The sequence below is a fragment of the Longinema margulisiae genome (assembly GCF_025266855.1).
In the GTDB taxonomy this organism is placed as follows: domain Bacteria; phylum Spirochaetota; class Brevinematia; order Brevinematales; family Thermospiraceae; genus Thermospira.
Genome location: NZ_CP053071.1, coordinates 614,267 through 633,769 on the forward strand (window position 1 = coordinate 614,267; position 19,503 = coordinate 633,769).

The 19,503-nt window shown below is 45.8% G+C and carries 19 protein-coding genes and 1 tRNA gene; 8 read left to right on the forward strand and 12 right to left on the reverse strand.

The annotated features are described in order from the left end of the window. The first annotated feature begins 4 nt into the window (after positions 1 to 4). From fliM to BREVNS_RS02855, 4 genes are all read left to right on the forward strand, one after another. On the forward strand, positions 5 to 1,060 hold the full coding sequence (fliM, locus tag BREVNS_RS02840; protein WP_483427551.1) for a flagellar motor switch protein FliM: 1,056 nt from the start codon (positions 5 to 7) through the stop codon (positions 1,058 to 1,060). A gap of 50 nt (positions 1,061 to 1,110) precedes the next feature. After that, a complete protein-coding gene (gene fliN, locus BREVNS_RS02845) occupies positions 1,111 to 2,190 on the forward strand; it encodes a flagellar motor switch protein FliN (protein ID WP_483427552.1) in 1,080 nt (359 codons plus the stop codon). Positions 2,191 to 2,301: 111 nt separating this feature from the next. Further along, the gene (locus tag BREVNS_RS02850; RefSeq protein WP_483427553.1) at positions 2,302 to 2,505 is read left to right on the forward strand and encodes a MoaD/ThiS family protein; all 204 of its coding nucleotides are present in this window, start codon (positions 2,302 to 2,304) and stop codon (positions 2,503 to 2,505) included. Further along, on the forward strand, positions 2,506 to 3,429 hold the full coding sequence (locus tag BREVNS_RS02855) for a TIGR00269 family protein (protein ID WP_483427554.1): 924 nt from the start codon (positions 2,506 to 2,508) through the stop codon (positions 3,427 to 3,429). Here the strand turns inward: BREVNS_RS02855 and BREVNS_RS02860 are convergent. Continuing rightward, the gene (locus tag BREVNS_RS02860) at positions 3,426 to 4,580 is read right to left on the reverse strand and encodes a two-component system sensor histidine kinase NtrB (RefSeq protein WP_483427555.1); all 1,155 of its coding nucleotides are present in this window, start codon (positions 4,578 to 4,580) and stop codon (positions 3,426 to 3,428) included. The genes BREVNS_RS02855 and BREVNS_RS02860 overlap by 4 nt on opposite strands. Positions 4,581 to 4,664: 84 nt before the next feature. Between BREVNS_RS02860 and BREVNS_RS02865 the strand changes: the two genes are divergently transcribed. Both BREVNS_RS02865 and BREVNS_RS02870 read left to right on the forward strand, forming a co-directional pair. Continuing rightward, entirely contained in the window at positions 4,665 to 5,507 is an 843-nt protein-coding gene (locus tag BREVNS_RS02865; RefSeq protein WP_483427556.1) for a hypothetical protein, read from the forward strand. Between the two features lie 226 nt (positions 5,508 to 5,733). Then, a complete protein-coding gene (locus BREVNS_RS02870) occupies positions 5,734 to 6,249 on the forward strand; it encodes a PadR family transcriptional regulator (protein ID WP_483428062.1) in 516 nt (171 codons plus the stop codon). 12 nt (positions 6,250 to 6,261) lie between these two features. Here BREVNS_RS02870 and BREVNS_RS02875 read toward each other — a convergent pair whose 3' ends face one another. From BREVNS_RS02875 to BREVNS_RS02925, 11 genes are all read right to left on the reverse strand, one after another. Continuing rightward, entirely contained in the window at positions 6,262 to 7,629 is a 1,368-nt protein-coding gene (locus tag BREVNS_RS02875; RefSeq protein WP_483427557.1) for an MATE family efflux transporter, read from the reverse strand. Next, positions 7,626 to 8,078: a regulatory protein RecX gene (locus BREVNS_RS02880; protein ID WP_483427558.1), complete on the reverse strand. Its 453-nt coding sequence runs from the start codon at positions 8,076 to 8,078 to the stop codon at positions 7,626 to 7,628. Before BREVNS_RS02880 ends, BREVNS_RS02875 begins: the two co-directional genes overlap by 4 nt. Beyond that, on the reverse strand, positions 8,071 to 8,619 hold the full coding sequence (locus tag BREVNS_RS02885; RefSeq protein WP_483427559.1) for an LOG family protein: 549 nt from the start codon (positions 8,617 to 8,619) through the stop codon (positions 8,071 to 8,073). Before BREVNS_RS02885 ends, BREVNS_RS02880 begins: the two co-directional genes overlap by 8 nt. A gap of 125 nt (positions 8,620 to 8,744) precedes the next feature. Beyond that, positions 8,745 to 11,210 (reverse strand): CoA-disulfide reductase, encoded by a 2,466-nt coding sequence (locus BREVNS_RS02890; protein WP_483427560.1) that lies wholly within the window; start codon positions 11,208 to 11,210, stop codon positions 8,745 to 8,747. 271 nt (positions 11,211 to 11,481) lie between these two features. Next, positions 11,482 to 11,784: a hypothetical protein gene (locus BREVNS_RS02895; protein WP_483427561.1), complete on the reverse strand. Its 303-nt coding sequence runs from the start codon at positions 11,782 to 11,784 to the stop codon at positions 11,482 to 11,484. A gap of 44 nt (positions 11,785 to 11,828) precedes the next feature. Then, on the reverse strand, positions 11,829 to 12,470 hold the full coding sequence (locus BREVNS_RS02900) for a protein-L-isoaspartate(D-aspartate) O-methyltransferase (protein WP_483427562.1): 642 nt from the start codon (positions 12,468 to 12,470) through the stop codon (positions 11,829 to 11,831). A 24-nt stretch (positions 12,471 to 12,494) separates the two neighbouring features. Next, a tRNA-Pro gene (locus BREVNS_RS02905) sits at positions 12,495 to 12,570 on the reverse strand. A gap of 524 nt (positions 12,571 to 13,094) precedes the next feature. Beyond that, positions 13,095 to 14,351, reverse strand: coding sequence for an MFS transporter (locus BREVNS_RS02910; RefSeq protein WP_483427563.1), 1,257 nt, complete (start codon positions 14,349 to 14,351; stop codon positions 13,095 to 13,097). 374 nt (positions 14,352 to 14,725) lie between these two features. Beyond that, positions 14,726 to 15,958: a hypothetical protein gene (locus BREVNS_RS02915; RefSeq protein WP_483426599.1), complete on the reverse strand. Its 1,233-nt coding sequence runs from the start codon at positions 15,956 to 15,958 to the stop codon at positions 14,726 to 14,728. 54 nt (positions 15,959 to 16,012) lie between these two features. Further along, positions 16,013 to 16,558, reverse strand: coding sequence for a HesA/MoeB/ThiF family protein (locus BREVNS_RS02920; protein ID WP_483427564.1), 546 nt, complete (start codon positions 16,556 to 16,558; stop codon positions 16,013 to 16,015). A gap of 588 nt (positions 16,559 to 17,146) precedes the next feature. Continuing rightward, positions 17,147 to 17,308 carry a hypothetical protein gene (locus BREVNS_RS02925; protein ID WP_483427565.1) on the reverse strand — a complete coding sequence of 54 codons (162 nt, stop codon included), beginning with the start codon at positions 17,306 to 17,308 and terminating at the stop codon, positions 17,147 to 17,149. Between the two features lie 692 nt (positions 17,309 to 18,000). Here BREVNS_RS02925 and coaD point away from each other — a divergent pair. Together coaD and pta are read left to right on the forward strand one after the other, a co-directional pair. Next, positions 18,001 to 18,480, forward strand: a complete 480-nt coding sequence (gene coaD / locus BREVNS_RS02930) for a pantetheine-phosphate adenylyltransferase (RefSeq protein WP_483427566.1) — start codon at positions 18,001 to 18,003, stop codon at positions 18,478 to 18,480. A 26-nt stretch (positions 18,481 to 18,506) separates the two neighbouring features. Beyond that, entirely contained in the window at positions 18,507 to 19,502 is a 996-nt protein-coding gene (pta, locus tag BREVNS_RS02935) for a phosphate acetyltransferase (protein ID WP_483427567.1), read from the forward strand. Position 19,503 lies beyond the last annotated feature (1 nt).

Below are 19,503 nucleotides of genomic sequence, written 5' to 3' on the forward strand. Positions count from 1 at the left end.
AGGCATGACAGAGATTCTTTCTCAAGATGAGATTGATGCGCTTCTTACAGCGGTATCCAGTGGAGAACCCCTTCCCACCGAGATAGGAGGTGGTGGGGGACCAGCTCCTTCGGCGGCTCCTGCAAAGCGAGACAAAAAGCGTCTCAAGGTCTATGATTTCCGCCGTCCGGACAAGTTCTCCAAAGACCAGATTCGTACTCTCCAGATGATGCACGAAACCTTTGCTCGTCTCACCACAACCTCTCTGTCAGCTCAGCTTCGTACGCTCGTTCATGTCCATGTAGTTTCTGTGGACCAGCTCACCTATGAAGAGTTTACCCGTTCTATTCCCTCTCCTACCACGATGGGTATTGTGAACATGGACCCTCTCAAGGGAAATGCGGTGATGGAACTTGACCCGAGTATTACCTTTGCTATCATCGATCGTCTCTTTGGAGGAAAAGGGGAATCCCTCAAAACTAACCGTGAACTCACCGATATTGAGCTTTCGGTTATTGAAGGGATCCTGGTGCGTGTTCTTGGCAACCTCCGTGAATCATGGGCAAACGTGATTGACCTGAGGCCCAGACTTGGAAACATTGAAACCAACCCACAATTTGCCCAGGTAGTCCCACCAAATAGCATGGTGGTGCTGACGACCTTTGACACCAAGGTGGGGGATGTGGAAGGCATGATGAACTTTTGTATCCCCTATATCACCATTGAGCCTATCATCTCCAAACTCTCTGCTCAGTACTGGTACTCCAGTATTCGCAAAGGTGTTTCTACCGAAAACCTTTCTCTGTTGAAAGAACAACTCGGAGAGGTTGAGGTAGAGGTTATTGCCAAGCTCGGCGAAACAGAACTCAAATTCGCTGAGATTGCCGCCATCAGAGAAGGAGATATCATCCGTCTCGATGAAACCATCAAAAATGATGCCGAGATTATCATTGGGTCTGGACCAAAGTTTCGTGGAAAACCAGGTGTTTCCGGAAACAGACGAGCTGTCCAGATACGAGAGGTCCTTACCACCATTACTGAGGATGTTCTGCAGGATATCCTCCTTGGTGCTGAGGATTAAGTTTTTGGGAAAAATACCGATAGATTTACAAACACAAGAGGAGGTTCTCTATGGGCGACGGAACCCTGTCCCAAGATGAAATTGATGCGCTCCTACAAGGTACAGATGAACTCATGACGGAGAGCCTCGGAAATGCCTCCACATCATTTGGTGTATCCACACCAGGGGCAGGAGCCGTGGAAAGCCTCTCCGAAATGGATAAAAATGTCTTAGGTGAACTGATTCGTGAGATTGGAAACAGTCAGGCCAATGCTCTCTCTGCCCTCACAGGAATCAACACAAGCTTTGGTTCTCCCTTTATTGATGTGGGCGCTCTTGAAAACCTGAAAAAAGACATAAAAGGCCGGGTTATCCAGGCCAAGGTTTCCATTACAGGTGGTATTGCTGGTGAATGGGTGTATGTTGTTCCCGAAAAAAGCGTTCTCACCATTACCAACATTCTCATTGGCCAGGAAAACAACACAGAAATAACCGACCTTGTCACCAATACCTTTGGGGAGGTCATCACCCAGATTACCGGGGCCATGATTACCGTACTCTCAGAAAAGCTCAATAAACCTATCACCCCCGGCTTTCCCAACATAGACCTTCTTGAAGACCCTGCCGCCATTTCTGTGGCCGGTGGGCAGATGGTAGTACGTTTCAACTATGTTTTCAATATCCATGACCGGGGAAGTGCCAAGATCTTTGTTTTCCTCAGCGTACCCATGGCACGAAGTATCATCAATGCCTATAACGCCGCCAAGGCTACGGCCGCCACTCAGTTTGGTTCCGGCACACAGACCCAGGTTGGTGGAATCCCTGTGAGACCGGTGGGCTTTGAGCCCCTCCAGCTCGGTGTGGCCTCCGAGGGAACGGGCAATATTGCCCTTCTGCTTGACGTCAGCATGAAGGTCTCGGTTGAACTGGGGCGCACTCGCATGACCATCAAGGAAATCTTGGGCCTTGGTGAAGGTTCCATCATCGAATTGGACAAGCTTGCCGGTGAACCAGTAGATATTCTGGTGAACGACAAACTCATTGCCCAGGGTGAGGTGGTGGTGATTGATGAGAACTTTGCTGTCCGTGTCACCAAGATCGTCAGCCCGATGGAAAGGCTTCTCGAAAACACAAGTAGCCGACATAGCTAAAAGTCACGGGGTGTTTCCTTCTGGAAACACCCCGATTTTTTATCCCCTCTCATTTGCAAATGTTCACCCTTTGCCTTATACTATTCTCCCAATGGAGAGGAGGCATAGCCCATGACTCTTGAGATTCTCTACCGTGGAGAAAAAACAACTATCACCACACCTTCTTCTCATATCACCGCCCGGGATGTCCTTGCGGCCCTTCATCTTTCTCCTGTGTATGCCTTTGTTGTCTCTGATGGAGAGGTTGTCAGTGAGGATACGGTGCTTTCTCCCTCCGCCACCATTGAGGTCATCAATGCTATCTCAGGGGGATAAATGACACCTCCCAAATGCACCATCTGCAAAACACAAAACACCGCCTTTCCGGTTCAGGTTCTTCTCCCATCCTACAATCTCAAGCTGTGTCAAAAACACTTTCTCGAATGGATGGAAAAACGCGTCGCTGAAACCATTGCCAAGTATCATATGTTCACCAAAAACGACAAAATCCTTGTGGCTGTGTCGGGTGGAAAAGACAGCTTAGGCCTGTGGTTTCTTCTCACCCAATTGGGCTATGAAGCCGATGGGCTCTATATTGACCTCGGTATCCCCGAGTATTCTGCTGAATCAAAGAGCTATGCCTCCAAGTTAGCCGAAAGAATCGGAAGAACCCTCCATATCGTGGATATGGCCACAGAACTTGCCCCCATCCCTGAGATGAAACAGTGGTCGAGAAAACCCGCCTGTTCGCTGTGTGGCACCATCAAGCGCTACTACATGAACCGTATCGCCCGAGAAAAGGGCTATACCGTACTTGCTACCGGCCACAACCTTGATGACGAAGTGGCTGTTCTCTGGAACAATGTGATGCACTGGAATATGGACTACCTCTCCAAACAGTATCCTGTTCTCCCCGCTGAAGGCCCCTTCCTCAAGAAGGTCAAACCCCTCTGTCGCATCTCCGAAAAGGAGAGTGCCCTCTACACCATCTTCCACAAAATACCCTACATCAAACCAGAATGCCCCTACAGTACCCACGCCTCCTCACTGGAAAACAAACGGATCCTTCAACAGTTAGAAGAAGAAAAACCCGGAACAAAAATCACCTTCTACACCGGTTTTCTCAAAAATCTCGCCCCCCTTCTTCACAAAAACGAGAAAACAGACTCCTCTCTTGCCTTCTGCAAGATCTGTGGAGAACCCACCACCACAGAAATCTGTTCCATCTGTCAACTCAAACAAAAGATGGGCAAGCTTTAGAGAGGACTCGTGAGAAGTTTACTCCCCTTATGAATCGGAAGATAGATGGTAAAAGAAGTCCCCTCTCCTGGTTTTGACTGAATCTGGATATCCCCATCATGCTCCTTGATAATCTTGTAGGTAATGGTAAGGCCAAGCCCTGTTCCATAATCCTTGGTGGTATAATACGGCTCAAAAATCTTCTGAATCTGATCGGAAGCAATCCCGCACCCCGTGTCGGCAATCTCAATAGCCGTCGCATCCCGAATGGTATCATACCACGTCCTCACCGTGAGAACTTTGAGCGAACTCTTTTCCATAGATTCAATAGCATTTTTCACTAAATTAAGAATCGCCTGTTTGAGATAGTCTTTATCAATAAAATTTTTTGGCATCTGCTGATACTCTTCACGAAGAACAATCTGCTTCTCTTCCAATTCTGGTTTCAAAAGGTGAAGCGTCTCCTGCAAAAAGAGATTGATATCCTCAAAACTGAGCTTGAGTTGTCTTGTTCTCGCCGCCAAAAGAAAATCATTCAAAATCTGATTGAGTCTTTTGGTTTCATCCGAGATCGTTTTGATATACTGGGAGAGATTTTCATCTAAACATACCAAGTTTTTCTGCACCGCCCGCTGAATGAGTTGCGTATGAAGGTCTATCGCAGTGAGAGGATTTTTGATCTCATGGGCTATACCCGCCGCCAAGGTATTCAAAGCCGCCAAGGATTCAATATTTTTCAACTGAAACTGGAGCTTTTTATTTTCGGTTTGATCCACGATCTTGTAAAGAATAACATCGTCCGCCATCGTACGTTTCTCCACCAGATAATACTTTGGCTCCTGCTGCCCCACACTAAACTCCTTGCGAATATCCTCTTCAGCAAACAAAAGCCTCAAGATATGCCATAGTGTACGATTGGCCACAAACTTCTCCATTTCGGCCATCGTCCCATACTGTTTATTCTTGCACCCCAAAATAATCCTGGCCACATTGTTCATCGCCACCACCCTTTCCTCAGAAACAATGATAATCCCCTCATCCAGTGCCTCAAAGACAAGTTGCAGAATCTTCTGCTTTTGCTGAAGACTTTCAATGAGATTTTTGAGTCCATTCCTATCAAGATGATCAAGCCTGTCCATAATTTTTTCAAAAAAACGCTCCTGCTCTCTCATAAACCCCTCACAGAAATTGGCATTTTGTCGATAGATATAGTATAATGGATTTGGAAAGTTATTGCAAAATAAGAGGGAATTTTTATGATCAAACGCGTTCCAAAAGAAAAGGTTGAGGCTTTCAATGCGGTTGTCACAGACCTCAAAGACCAGGTGGATGCCATTCTCAAAAAGGCAAAGAAATTCGAAAGCGAAGGAATCCGCAACAATACCATCGAAGGATACTACAAACGAGTGATTGCCGCCAACCTCTACCTTGATAGTGTAAACCTCTACTGCAAAATGAACGACTACAGTATCCAGATAAAAGACGTGAAAAGCGATCTCTACCTCACCAATGCCCGGAAAAACGTCTATCAGGCCATCAAACTCCTTGAGTCCATTGTCTCCGGTCACATTGACCTTGGCCTCACAGAAAACGCCGACAAACTATCCTCCCTTTCTGAACTCACTCCCCCAAGGCTTCTCCATCTTTTCAAAAAGATAGAATTCTCCATTGCTCTTGTTGAAAAAGAAGAGGGCGAAAATTCAAAGGTCAAATGGAATTTTGTCGAGATGTACGGCAATTTAGCTGTCGTGATCAAAAACTTTATCAATTTCAAGGTGTATGCCACGGCCATGAACGACCCCCGCATCCCTTATTACAACGAAATACGGGAACTTATTCAATACTGCAAGACCATGCTCGAACAGGGGGCTCAAAAATACCGTACCAAATATGAACTCAGTTCCCCTCAGGATTCCATGGATATGAACAAAGCCATCAATCTCATGGAAGCTCTCATGAAAATCCACAACATCCTCGGTGAAAACGAACAGATGGGAGAAGTGAGAAAGACTGTCGAAAAATGGCGAGAAAAACTCGAGCTTGACCTCAAACGTCGCGAAGAAGAAGCCAAGAAAAAACAACGGGAAAAAGGTCGATAGGCTCTCCTTTTTGTCTTAGGAGCATGGCAAGAGAATTTCTTTTTGCTGTGGAGAGCTTTTTGTGTGAAGGAATTGTAGCTTTTCTTTTTGCTTCCTCTCTTTTCCCCTCTCCCCTCCCCTAAAACTTGACCGCCCCGTCCTTTTGTGCTATAATAATAACATTCTATGGGGGCATAAAATAGGAGTATAATCATGAAATATTCCAATGTAGAACTTATCATCCTGCATCTCATCCACGAAAAAAAAATCTCTCTCCGGTTATGAAATTAACCGATTGGTGGAAGAAAGGGGATACCGGAACTGGGCTGAAATCGGTACATCCTCTATCTACATTGGTCTTGAAAAACTCGAAAACAAGGGACTCGTTATCTCTTCACTGGATACCCAGAAACAGGGCAAGGGACCACTTCCCAAAAAATACACCCTCACCCGCGATGGAGAAAAAACCCTCCTCGAAGAAATGCGAAAGGCCCTCACTGGTGAAGCCGACATCCCGGGACGATTTACCATTGGGCTTTCCGGCCTCATTCTTTTCTCCATTGAAGAATCCATTGTCTATTTAGGACAAAAAAAAGAGCATCTTGCCAAACAAATCGCAAGCCAGAAAGACCAATGGGAAGCCATCGGTGGGCAAAAAGCCCCTTTTCACGTGTGGGCTCTCTTTCGCCACACTACCTATATGCTTGAAAAAGAGCTTGAATTTGTGGATCAACTCATCACAGACCTGAAAAACCTGCTTTGATGTTTCAGGGTTTTAGCGCAACTCCTCCTCAGCCATACTCACCACAGGTGTAGCAGGAATCTTTGCTTTCCACACCTCCCTGAAGAAGACCCTGAAAAACACCACGGCCAGTACTACCACGGTTGCCGTCAGTCCCACCCACGCCCCTATCACCCCCCATCCAAAGAGAAACGTTCCTACCCAGGCTAAAGGAAGCCAGAGAAGATAATCCAAAAAGAGAGAAACATTGCGAATAAGTGCTGTCTTCCCCAACCCTTCTAACCCCGCCCTATAGGCAATAAACAGAGCATCCGCAATCTGATAAAGCGCCATAAAACGGAGGAGTCTCGTGCTTGACTCCACAAGAGCCCCATCCTGCGAAACAAGACCTACAAGAACCTCAGGGAAAAACCAGTACCCTATCCCGATAACCCCCATAACAAAAGCATTGATCTCAGCCCCTCTTTTCACCACCCGGCAGGCCTCTTCTGGTTTTTTCTGGCCAATAAAAAAACTCACCTGCTGAGTGATCACGTTTGCAATAGCTATTCCTAACAGAAGAGAAATATCCTTGATTTTCAGGGCTATCTCATGGGTAGCCACGGCCATCGTTCCCAATTTTGCAATCATGGTCACAAAAAGCGTCCATGCAACAATCTCAATCAGGTAAGTCATCCCCATAGGCCAACCAATCAGAGTAAATTCTTTCAAAAACGCCCAGGAAAACACACTCCCCTTTTCCCTGCTCACCAAGGACTTCCAGCCAAAAGAGACCATAAGGACCACATTCACCAGCTGAGCAAAAAGAGTGGCAAGAGCCGCTCCCGCCACCCCCATGGCCGGAAAAGGCCCCACTCCAAAAATCAAAAGCCAGTTTCCCACAATATTGATAGCCACCACAATATACGAAAAAAGAGCTACAAGCGTATTTTTTTCCAGGGCAAGAAAAACCCTATACCACAAAAGAGAGAGTGTCCACAAAAATCCCCCCGCCACCCTGATAAGAAGATACTCCCTCGCAAGACGAAGGACTGTTTCATCCGAACTCATAGTCCCCAAGTACCACGAAAGAAAGGGAAAAGAGACAAAAACCACACCTCCAAGAAAAAAAGACACAAGAGAAAGCGTTTCTACCGCACTGCGAAGTTTCGTCGTGGCCTTCTGTGCTACAAGAGCCGGAAGAACAATAAGAGCCGCTCCCAAAAAACCCTCAAGCGGAGAAATAAGAAAGAAAAAAAGCGTATTGGCAAGCCCCACCGCTGCCAAAGCCTCCCGCCCCAATCTCCCCACCATAATCACATCCACAATCCCCAACACATGAAAAGCCAAAAAACCTGCCATCACAGGAAGAGCAAGATGCAAAAGCCTTCTGTACTCTCTCCATGGAAGTTTCCATGTCATACTTCCTCCCCTGTCCGCCACAGGCGAACATACTCCTTGGCCTTCTCATAAGAATACCCCCGCCTCATGAGAAGAGACACCAGATACCCATCATCTCTTCCTGATTTAGCCTTTTTGGAGAGTAGCGAAAACACCACCTCCCTCTCGTCATACACCACACCCGAAAGAGCCTCTTCTATCACCTCCTCTCCAATACCCTTTCGCCGGAGTTCCCGACGAATGGCCGAAAGAGAAAGCCCCCTCGTTCTCATGCGCTCCTCAGCCCACTCCCTGGCTAACCGGAGATCATCAAACCACCCCTCCTTTTCGAGTTCAATGAGTGTCTCCTGGATAACCTCCTCATCTACATGCTCCCTCACAAGACGTCTTCTGACCTCTTCTCGAGATCGTGGGCGATACTTCAGATAACGAATGGCCACACTTCTTGCTTTCTGGCGGCCCTCACCCATGAAGCCTCCCTTTGAGTTGTTCCCACAAGAGATCCACATCCCCTTCCACCACCAGAGAACGCCGAAGGGGCACATCAATAAACCCCTCCTCAAGCATCATGTCCAGTTGTTTGAGAAAACCATCAAAAAAGCCCCGAAAGTTCAGAATAGCTATTTCCCCTCGATAGAGATCCAGCTTCTTCCAGGAGATAGCCTGGCTCAATTCCTCCAGTGTCCCAACTCCTCCAGGAATGGCAATCACCGCCTTGGAAAGGGCAAGCATCTGTCTTTTTCTTTCATCAATATCCTGAGTAATCCTAAGTTCCGAGAGAGAAGGATACGCAATCTCTATATGCTGGAGAAACTCCGGTAAAATCCCTATCACCTTCCCGTTTTTCTTGACCACGGTTTCGGCCAAACGCCCCATTAGCCCCACTGAAGTTCCTCCATACACAAGCCCCACGCCATCTCTCACAAGACGCTCTCCCAATTCCTCGGCTATTTTCACATACATCGGATCCTTGCCGAGTTGCGAACCACAAAACACTGTCACATAATACATGCTCTCCTCCGCTTTCCTGTCTATGTTTTGGGAAAACTTCCCTTTGTTGTTTCTCACAAGAACGTCTCTTCTCACAGAGAAGGATCGCAGGAGATCACAGCCCCTGCGTCCTTTCTGATACTTGCTTAAATAAAGAGATTGGTATCTGCTCTCTCTGCGGTTTCGAGATAGGTAGCTACTCCTCCCACCTCAACGCCATCAATGAGTTCTTCACGACGAATTCCCATGAGATCCATAGACATCTGACAGGCAATAAGCCTCGCTCCCCCTGCAATGGCATTCTGAATCATGGTTTCAAGGGCATCCACCCTTTTTTTCTTCATCAAGAAACGAATCATAAGGGGACCCATACCCAACATATTCATTTTCGAAAGGGGAAGTTTGGTACTCCCACGGGGAAGCATCCATCCAAACATCTTTTCAATCAGGTTTTTCTTGAGTCCACGAACTTTTTTCCGTTTTCTGAGAACCGTGAGCCCCCAGAAAGTAAAGAACATGGTGACCTTGCGTCCCATAGCCAAAGCCCCATTGGCGATAATAAAACTCGCAATAGCCTTGTCAAGGTCGCCATCAAAGACGATGATGGTCTTTTCGTTTCCAGTGGAGATAACCCGATTTCCCTGATCGGCTTCTTCTCCCTTCACAATCACGGCGTGAACAATCCCCTTCTCCAGAGAAAGGCTCTCCACTCTATTTCCTGTTGCCTTTGCCCAGGAACCTACATCATTATAAAACCCTGGATCACTGGCGGTAACCTCAAGCACATCCCCAGGCCTCAGTTTGTCAATCTCCTGTTTCACACGAGAAATAGGCCCAGGACACTGAAGCCCACAGACGTCTAATTTTACTGTCTTGGTTGGAAGAGAAACCGCAAGGGGCTTGGCATGAACCCCCGTATCCACCCCTTCCTCAAAATGAATATCTGTGGACGATTGCTTTTTCATAACAGCACTATAGGTGAGATACCCTCCGCTGAGATTATAAACCTCTTTCCAGCCATTCTGCATGAGAATACGTGCGGCAATATAGCCCCGCAAACCCACTCGACAATATACCACTATTTTCTTATTCTTTGGGATCTCAGAGAGCCTGTCTCTCAGGTTATCCACGGGGATATTCAAAGCCCCAGGGATGGCTCCAGCCGCTACTTCCTGCGGCGTGCGTACGTCCAGCAGAAAAGCATCCTCCGGGGTAAGTTTGGACACATAACGGTAGTCCACCACCTTTACCATCCCGGAGAGCACATTCTCTGCCATAAATCCCACCATATTCACAGGATCCTTGGCAGATGAAAAAGGTGGAGCATAGGCATGGTCCCAATCGGTAAGATCATAAATAGTTCCATCTTTTAACAAAGCCATAGCTAAAACATCTATACGCTTGTCCACCCCATCATACCCTACGGCCTGAGCCCCAAGAATCTTCCCATCCTTTGGAGAAAAGAGAAGTTTGAGACTGAGCTGAGTAGCCCCGGGATAATATCCCGCATGGTGCCCACCATGATAGATCACACTCATAAAGGGCACACCGGCAGCCTCAAGGGCCTTTTCATTGGCTCCGGTCGTTGCCACGGTGAGATCAAACACCTTGGCAATCGCCGTCGCAAAATCCCCCTTATACGGCTTTTTATGCCCAAGAACAAGGTTATCAGCCACAAGCCTCCCCTGCTGATTCGCTGGCCAGGCTAAGGGAATGGATTGTATCCTTCCTGTTACCCTGTGTCGTATCTCAATGGCATCCCCTATGGCATAAATATGGGGATCTGAGGTTTGAAGATACTCATTCACCTCAATACCACGACTCCCCAATTTGAGTCCCGCCTCCGACGCCAGTTTTGTCTCCGGCTTCACCCCGACGGACATGATCACCACATCCGTTCGAATCTCTCGCCCGCTCTTCAGCTTCACCACAAGATCAGAACCTTCGCGTCTAAAGGATTCGGCCGCTTCCTCCAGAAAGAGGGCTACTCCCTTGGAACGAAGGTGATCATGGACAAGGGCCGCCATCTCATAATCAATCACAATCATCACCTGAGGAGCAAGCTCCACAAGGCTCACCTGAAAACCTGCATGGTGAAGGTTCTCAGCCATTTCAAGCCCAATAAATCCACCCCCAATCACCACAGCCCGTTTTTGAGGTTTTGTGATAGCCTTGACATACTCCTTCACACGGAAGGTATCCTCCACCGATCGCAGGGTAAAAATACCCTCGTTCTCTATACCAGGAAGAGGGGGACGTATAGGCTCCGCTCCAGGAGAAAGAATGAGCTTATCATACCCTTCAAAAAACTCCTCTCCCGTCACAAGATTTTTGACGCGAACCTGTTTTTTCTCCCTATCAATAGCCAAAACCTCATGTTTCACGCGTACATTTACCCGAAAACGATGATAAAAGGCCTCCGGGGTTTGAAGAAAAAGTTTTTCCTTTTCAGCAATAACATCGCCAATATAATAAGGAAGCCCACAATTGGCATAAGATACATACCCACCCCGTTCAAAAACCATGATATCCGCTGTTTCATCCAACCGACGAAGCCTTGCCGCTGCAGACATCCCCCCAGCGACTCCTCCCACAATCACATATTTTGCCATACGCTACTCCTTTTCGCCTTTTATCGGCACCTGTTTGGTAAAAGTATACATCTTTTTCCCCTTTTTGGCAAGGAAAGAACGTATTAGAATATTTTTATATGAATTTTTTTTCATATAAAAGAAAAATATGTGAAAAGTTTCTCTAGACTTCAGGCTCCCTCAATAAAAAAAGTAGCTATTACCCTCTTTCAGCACGCCCTTTCTCCCTTGCTGAAACAGCGCCATAGCCACTCACAAAAACAAAAACCTCTCTCATCTCACCAAGGCTTTTTCATTCTATCGCAATAGAAACAATCCTCACAATCGCAAGTCCATCCTCCCGACGGGACACCTCTTCATAACTGAAATAGACCCGAAGATTGTGAACCTTGAGAGCCGGAGAAAGGTTCAAGGGAACTAAACGCCTCCCCTCACTATCCACAAGGAGCCACTCCCCGTTTCCTTGAGAGGAAGCATAGATCACATAACCATAATCTCTTTTTGGTTCAACAACAGGTGAAGCCGTCGCTTTCTGCGCCTTAGCACATCCCAGAATTCCCGCAAGAACCATCCCACACAAAACAAGTTTTTTCATGACGGTACTCCTTTGTTTTTTCATCGGCAGTTTACTCTCCTTTCTTAACCAGAAGAGTACCTTTCCACAGAGGGAAGCATGGGCACAAAGATCACATCACACAGGTATTCTCTTTCCCATTGAGTTGGCCCTTTTCGTGTATAACGCATAAGCCTTTGATAGCCACTCCCTATCGGGGCCACTAAAATCCCCCCCGCCGCAAGCTGATCAAGAAGAGCTTGTGGCACTTCAGGGGGAGCCGCCGTGAGAAGAATTCTATCAAAAGGGGCCTCCTCGGGATATCCCTGATACCCATCCCCCAGCACACAAAGCACGTTAGGATAATTTTTGAGATTTTCCTTTGCCTTCCTCCAGAGAGGTTCTATCCTTTCTATGGTGATCACTCTCTTTGATAAAAGACTCAGAATCGCCGCCTGATAGCCAGAGCCTGTTCCAATCTCAAGAACCGTATGTTCAGGGGTGAGCTGGAGTGCCTCCGTCATAAAAGCCACAATATAAGGCTGAGAAATGGTTTGACCATACCCAATAGAGAGAGGATGATCCTCATAAGCATAAGAGCGAAGAGATTCCGGGACAAAAAGATGCCGGGGAACAGAAGCCATAGCCTTCAAAACCGAAGGATCAGTGACTCCCCTTGCTTCTATCTGATCCCTGATCATGGCTTTGAGGGACAATTCAAAATCCATAGTCCCTCCCCACAAAAAGAAAATTCGGGGTGGCCAGATTTGAACTGGCGGCCCCTACCACCCCAAGGTAGTGCGCTAAACCGGACTGCGCTACACCCCGAATCTTATGAGACTATTATTATAGGGGAGAATTCTGAAAAAGTCAACTTTTGCAGGAAAAAGGTTTTGTGTCAGAAATGAATTCTTGTCTCTTGCACATGGGCGACATATGAGGAGGATAATCTCACAAAAACTTCCCTAAAGAAAGGAGGTTAAGACCTATGCACGAATGTGCAAAGGTCTCAAAAAATTCATAAAAAAACAAAAAGTAGTATAAAAACACTTTGTCGTAATAAATAATCCTATTTTTTGAAAAAAGACAAATAAGCCCTTGAAAACAGAAAAAACGAAGAAGGGGGACGTAGCCCCTGACCAAGATAGGACTAGAATACACCCGCGCAAGGGTCGCAGGCTATTACCTTGTTTCAGCTTCAGAGAATGTTTTGCTGAAACAAAAACATAGCCCGATCTTTGTGTATCCCCCTCAAAAAACAGTTCTCCCTGTTAAATACGAAAACACTCGTCTTTTACGAAACTTCAATGCCCACACAAACAAAGAATCAAAATCTCTCCTGGAAAAACTTTTTACTCCTCTTCCACATAAAAAACATCCCCCGCTTTTTCAGTATCATGAGAAAATAGCTGGTGTTGAAAAAAACGTCCGATTAGCCAGAAGACACCAAATCCACTCACCATAATTGTCATCAAAACTATCACATAACCAATCCCCTTTAGAGAAAGTTTTCCGACAAAAGGAAGCACACCTATCAATACAAGACGCAACACAAAGGAAAGAAGAGAAAGAACCGTCGCTCGCAATTCATCCTTAACAATTTCATTGATATGCCTATCTACCCACAATTGAATCATTCGCATCGAAGCAAAAAAACCAATAGAACCACCTATAGAAAATATGACAATGTTTTGGGAAAGTGCCAGGAGAAGGAAAAAGAACCATCCTAAAAGAAAAACTATATTCAAAAAAAGAGGTATACGAAAAGCCATTTTCGCTGCCAAAGATTGAATAAGCAAAATACAAAAAAACACCACACTAAACGCTGTGGCAACAAGTGGATAAGGAGCAGAGAATTGAATAAAAACTTGCCAATACTGAATAAAAATCTGATACACCACATTTATTAAAAGATACGATATAAACAAAAATACAAACCATTGCTGGGTACTCAACAGAGAAACAAAATATCTCAAATCACTTCTCATATGAGCTAACGAAAAAACATGTTTTTTTTTCTTCTGAACACCCTTATCAGAGAAAAACAAAGCAAGAAAAAGAAACAAAAGCCCTATCATGATTCCCCCTCCAAGAAACCACAGAAAAGGAGAAGAAATCGAGGGGAAAAAACCACTCACAAGCACAGCTAAACTCATCACAAAAAACTCAAAACTATAATATTCTGAGAAGATCTTTTTAAGATCATACTCCTTTTCTTCTTGTTTGTACACTTCTATAAGATAAGCATCAAAAGCACCATTGATAAAAGTAAGAGAAAGAGCATTACAAACCTCGGCTATTGCGATACCACAAAAATTAGAGAATAACCCTGTCAAAATAAGCCACATACTAGCAAAGACAAAAGAACATCCCACCGAAATTCTCTTATCATACTTATCAGCAAAGTACCCAATTGGTACATCAGAAACAAGTATCACAAAAGCCTGAATGGCCTTCAAATTAGCTATATCTGCAATAGATAATCCCTTAGAAAGAAGAAAAAGAGCAGACGTAGCTCCAATAAGCATTCGAGCACCACTAAAAGTACCACCTATCAAGACAAGAGCACGAACCCTGTTAGATGAAAACTTTTTTATACTGAGGAACATACAGGACACTCCTTATTTCGGACACATGATTGAAATTCAAAAAACATTCCATGAGTCCACAATCCAACTCTCTTATTAAAAGAAATTGGTTCCTCTCCTATAAAAAACCTGAGAACATCCAGAGCCGCCCCAGCCGCAGCTAGAGCATTAATTGGACCTATAGAAGGAGGACGAAACCCGTGGTTAATTTTTTGATTACGTTTCCAACAGGAGACCTGAAAGAGAGAGAAAAGGATAAAGAAGTTACCCCTGGCTCAAAAGATTTTTGTCAACTGTAGTATACAGGGAACATTTTAGATAAACAAGTTTTTTCTGGGGAAAGTACCCTTTTTAGGCCATAAAACAGGGCAATAAGTACGTACCATCCCTATGTTTTATATCACATCCTGCCAGTAGACACCATCGATAGCCTCATCACGATTATAGTAGTAATGCAAACGCACAGCAAGAACATTGGTTGCCCCTTCTCTTTTCCATACCCCCACATCCATTCTCTGGTTTATGGTTCGCATCAGCCGTTCTGCCCTTGAGGTTGTTCTTGGCAAACCATCTTCACTGTCACAGGCGAACATGTCTTTTTGAGCACGAAGAAGATAATAAAAACAATGTTTGCGCCCTTTTTCGTGAAATAAGTCAAGAAGATTCTGAATATGCTGTCTGCGCTCGCTTTGATAACCAAGTCTTGTTTGCCAGTCATTTTTGTACCCCAAGAAACAGGCTTTCCCTGTTTCAGCGACAATATTTGTCCACTCAGAAGAACGATATCTCACTCTATCAAGACGAAGAAAATACTTCAATTGATAACTTACATGCCACAAACATCGTTGAAAAACGATACCGGGATGTTTGCCCTGGTTAATCCCTGTATCTCCATCGACAACAAGAAAAAACCGAGAAAAAGAGTGTTTTTCTTGAATGGGCTTAAGAAGTTTGTCCCAACCTGCATGGTAATTATCCACAAGAAGGCCTGCTATTCTTGTATTTTTTCCTGTCAATGGGGAGGCTTGTTGCCTCTCCTGCAAAAGAATTTTAGCTTCTTCTCCTTTTTTCTTGCCCTGAACAGGAATACCCGTCCCATCGGCTTCTCCACAGGGTTTTTCTTTTTCTGAGATACTGAAATGTATCTTTCTCCCAATATTTTGAAGGTTTTTCCAGAGGGTGCTAAGACCTATTTTATACCCTGTGAAGGAAAGAATACGAGCGGCCACTCGATAGGTGGTAAGAGCCCCGGCTAAAGCCACTCTGTAGATATCTTTCAGGATTTGCCTTTTTCGCTTTTCTACACCAAGAAGAGATCTTGTGAGAAAAAGTTTTCTTCCACACTTTTTGCATTGAATTTGGAGCTGAGGAAGAGTGATCTTTCCAAAGGGCATCAGAACAAAAACAGTGTTTTTTCCATGCTTTGTTTTCCATATGAAGTGATGTTTTTCTCCGCATGTACAGGTGATACGACCTTCTTTTATTTCTTTTTCTGCCACTTCTACAGAAATCTGATGAACAAATGACTCAAACACTCCTTTGATGGCCTGGAGAAAAACCACCACTAACGTCTCAAGTTTTGTGTCAGGGTAGTCGATAGTCAAAGTGAAGGTGAATTCTTTACGCATGGGTTCCTCCTTGTGTCCTATTATCGGCCAGGGAGGAACTTTTTTTGCTTTTCCTCATCTTCCCACTGCAGGTCTCCTGAAAAAAACGTTACCAATTTTTTGTAGCCACATTTTCGCTTCTTCACTTTGAGAAGAGCAATCCACAACCAATTGAGAACAACACCAACAACCTGTTTTACCAGGCACAACAAATGGCCCCCAAACCGCAATATCTACTACATAACCAATACTAATAAAAGGTATTCTTCTTCTTATGGAATAATTATTTACCCAAAAAGTCAAATCCCGGGGAGTATCCGCAGACTGAACAATGAGATCAACTCTGGGCAATAACTCAAGATCCGCCTCCGAGGTAATATGAAAAGGAATAATATCAATTTCCAGAGAAGAATTTCTCTTCAAAAGTTCTCTTTTTAAAATTTCTGATTTTTTCTTTCCCACATCTTCTTCGGTAAAAAAACACTGTCGATTCAAATTGGAAAGTTCAATAGTATCCATATCAACTAAAGTAAGTTTTCCAATACCACTTGAAGCCAGGAAATAGGCAATAAAATTTCCAATCCCTCCACAACCAAGAATAAGAACGTGTTTACTCTTCATTTTTTGTAATACATAGTCTGGCTGAGAAATAAAAAGATTGTAGAATAAAAGGGTACGACTATCTCTTTCAGAGGGATTATATATTCCGAGACCTTTGCACGAATGTGCAAAGGTCTCAAAAAAGTAATAAAGAAACAAAAAGTAGCATAAAAATATTTCTTGCCGTAATAAATAAACCTATTTTTGGGAATAAAAAAGACAAATTGGCCCTTGTAAATGGAAAAAACGGGGTTTCAGGGGCGTAGCCCCTGACCCAGATAGGGGAAGAAAACACCCGTGTAAGGGTCTCATGTCTTCTGTTTGAGAGAAGGGGAGAGGAGAGGGTGTTGCTGAGACACAGGAATAGGACCAGCCCTTTTCTCTGGGAGAAGGGTGCCGGGAGATTTTGCTATGACCTTATTTCAGCAAAGGGGGCTCGTTTGCTGAAACATGGTGATAGCCGGGGTAGGCTTTTCTCCCTGAAAGAAGGTGGTCGTCATTGTTTGGGTTTGTATGGAGAGAGGTTAAACGTTTAACCAGAAGGTGGGTTTGCTGAGACATGGTAAGAGCAAAAGACGTGTGGAGTTTGTATAGAGAAGGGTTAAACGTTTAACCAGCGGGGTGGTTAGCTGAAACAGGGTGATAGCGATAGCCATGAGGGGGTGGATAGAGAGAGATTAAACGTTTAACCATTGCCTTTGGCTGAGACAGGGTAATAGCCGGGCGCCCTGCGGCCTCAGAAAGCCCCCTTCTTGCTGACTCGTCCCCCACACCCCGCCCCTGCCTGCGGTGCCTTCTGACAGAAGCCACCAGGGGAACACATGCCCTGCGGGCTGGTAATGGAAGCCATCGTCTTTTCACCACTGTCCGAGCCACAGGAGGTGGCGAGGAAGCCCGGGGTCAGACAGGGAGGGCTGTCCCCGGGCGGCTACGGAAGAGAACGGGGCTAAAGGCTTTTCTTCCAGCCCGCCAGGGGGGATGAAGGTCGTTGGCTACAGAAACCGCCGCAGGGGCGGGGCCGGGGTTTCAAAAGGGGCGGAGCCCCTTTTGCCCTGCGCGGGAGCGCTTCTTCCGAAGTCAGGAGGACGAGTTGTGGTTGCTGAAGTCTCAAGGACGAGGCAATGTCGCTCACGGAGGAAGGACTTGCCCTTCTCAAGGGAGATGTTCTCCCATGGCCCGCAAAAGCGGCCTGTCTTCCGTCCGAGGCGCATGCGTAGCATGCGACGAGGACAACGCCCCCTTTGTCCGTACGGGATTACTTTGTGAAAGAAGAAAAATGGGTGACAAAAATAGCCCAAAATAGAAAGAGAAAAGATGGTCGAACGAGTATTCAGTTTTTATGTGAAGATAACCATTCTGTATGAGTGTGGAACGACACCCTTTCCCCTCGATTCCAAGAAGTTCTCACAAAATTGTTGCAAAAAGCAACCAAAACCTCTATAATAAAAATAGGAGAGTTTTCCATGCGTCTTGCTATCTATCCCGGTTCTTTTGATCCTTTTACCAATGGTCATCTCGATATTGCCAAGCGTTCTATTCATCTCTTTGATCATGTGATTATTGCCGTTCTTCACAACCGGGCCAAAAAACCTCTCTTCTCCGTTGAAGAACGTGTAGCCATGATAAAGGAGATCTTTTCGGGAGACAACCGTTTCAGCGTCGAAACCTTTTCTGGACTCCTTGTGGATTTTGTGAGAGAAAAAAAAGCCCAGGCCATCATCCGGGGGCTACGGGCTGTCTCTGATTTTGAGTTTGAAATACAGGTCGCTTCAATGAACGCTCATCTCTGCCCTGAGGCAGAAACCGTCTTCCTCATGGCAAGCGAAGACAACCTCTTCGTGAGTTCATCGATTATCAAAGAGATTGCCCTTTTGGGCGGGGACATCTCAGACAAGGTTCCTCCTGTGGTATGGCGGGAACTCTGTCGCAAACGCAACACCTGAAAATACCGTTTTCAAGGAGTTGATATATGTCATTCAAAGAGAAAATCCTCTCTATTGCCAAAGCCAATCCCCGTCGTCTTGTTCTCCCTGAGGGAAGAGACATTCGCGTCCTCAAAGCCGCTGAAATGATTATCAAGGAAAAATTCACCACCGAACTCTATGTCCTGGGAAATCCCGATGAACTCAGAGCCATGGCTGCCGCTGAAGGTGTTTCTCTGGACGGCGTTATTCTCTATGATCAAACCAAATCCCCAAAACTCGCTGATTATACCCATCGTCTTTATGAAAGTCGCAAAGCCAAAGGGATGACAGAGGCTGAAGCCGAAGAACTCATGAAGGATGACGTCTATCACGGAGCCATGATGCTCGCTGATGGGGTTGTTGACGCCATGGTCTCCGGAAGCCTCACTCCTACGGCAAAAACCGTGAGAGCCTCTCTCATTGTTGTTCGACCAGCAGAAGGTATCAAAACCATCTCTGGGAGCTTTGTTATGGAAGTGCCCAACTGTTCCTACGGAGCCAATGGTCAGTTTATCTATGCCGATTGTGGAGTAGTTCCAGAACCCACAGCCGAACAACTCTGTGATATTGCTATCGCCTCCGCCAAGACCTGCCGCCAGCTTTTAGGCGTAGAACCCAAGGTAGCTTTCCTCTCCTTCTCCACTCTTGGAAGTGCCACCTCCCCCTCTGTGGAAAAGGTTCGCCAGGCGGTGGAAATGATGCGCTCTCGAAACGTAGATTTTGTGTTCGACGGAGAGCTTCAGTTTGATGCCGCTGTAGAACCCTCTGTGGGCAAATTCAAAGCCCCCAATTCCCCTGTTGCCGGTGAAGCAAACGTGATGATCTTCCCGGACCTCAATGCTGGAAATATCGGATACAAAATCACCCAGCGTTTAGCGAAGGCTGAAGCGTACGGGCCACTTCTTCAGGGGCTTTCAAGACCTGTCAACGACCTCTCCCGTGGAGCCACTCCAGAGGACATCGTCGTGGTTTCTGCTATCACCATCGCCCAGTCCCTTTAAG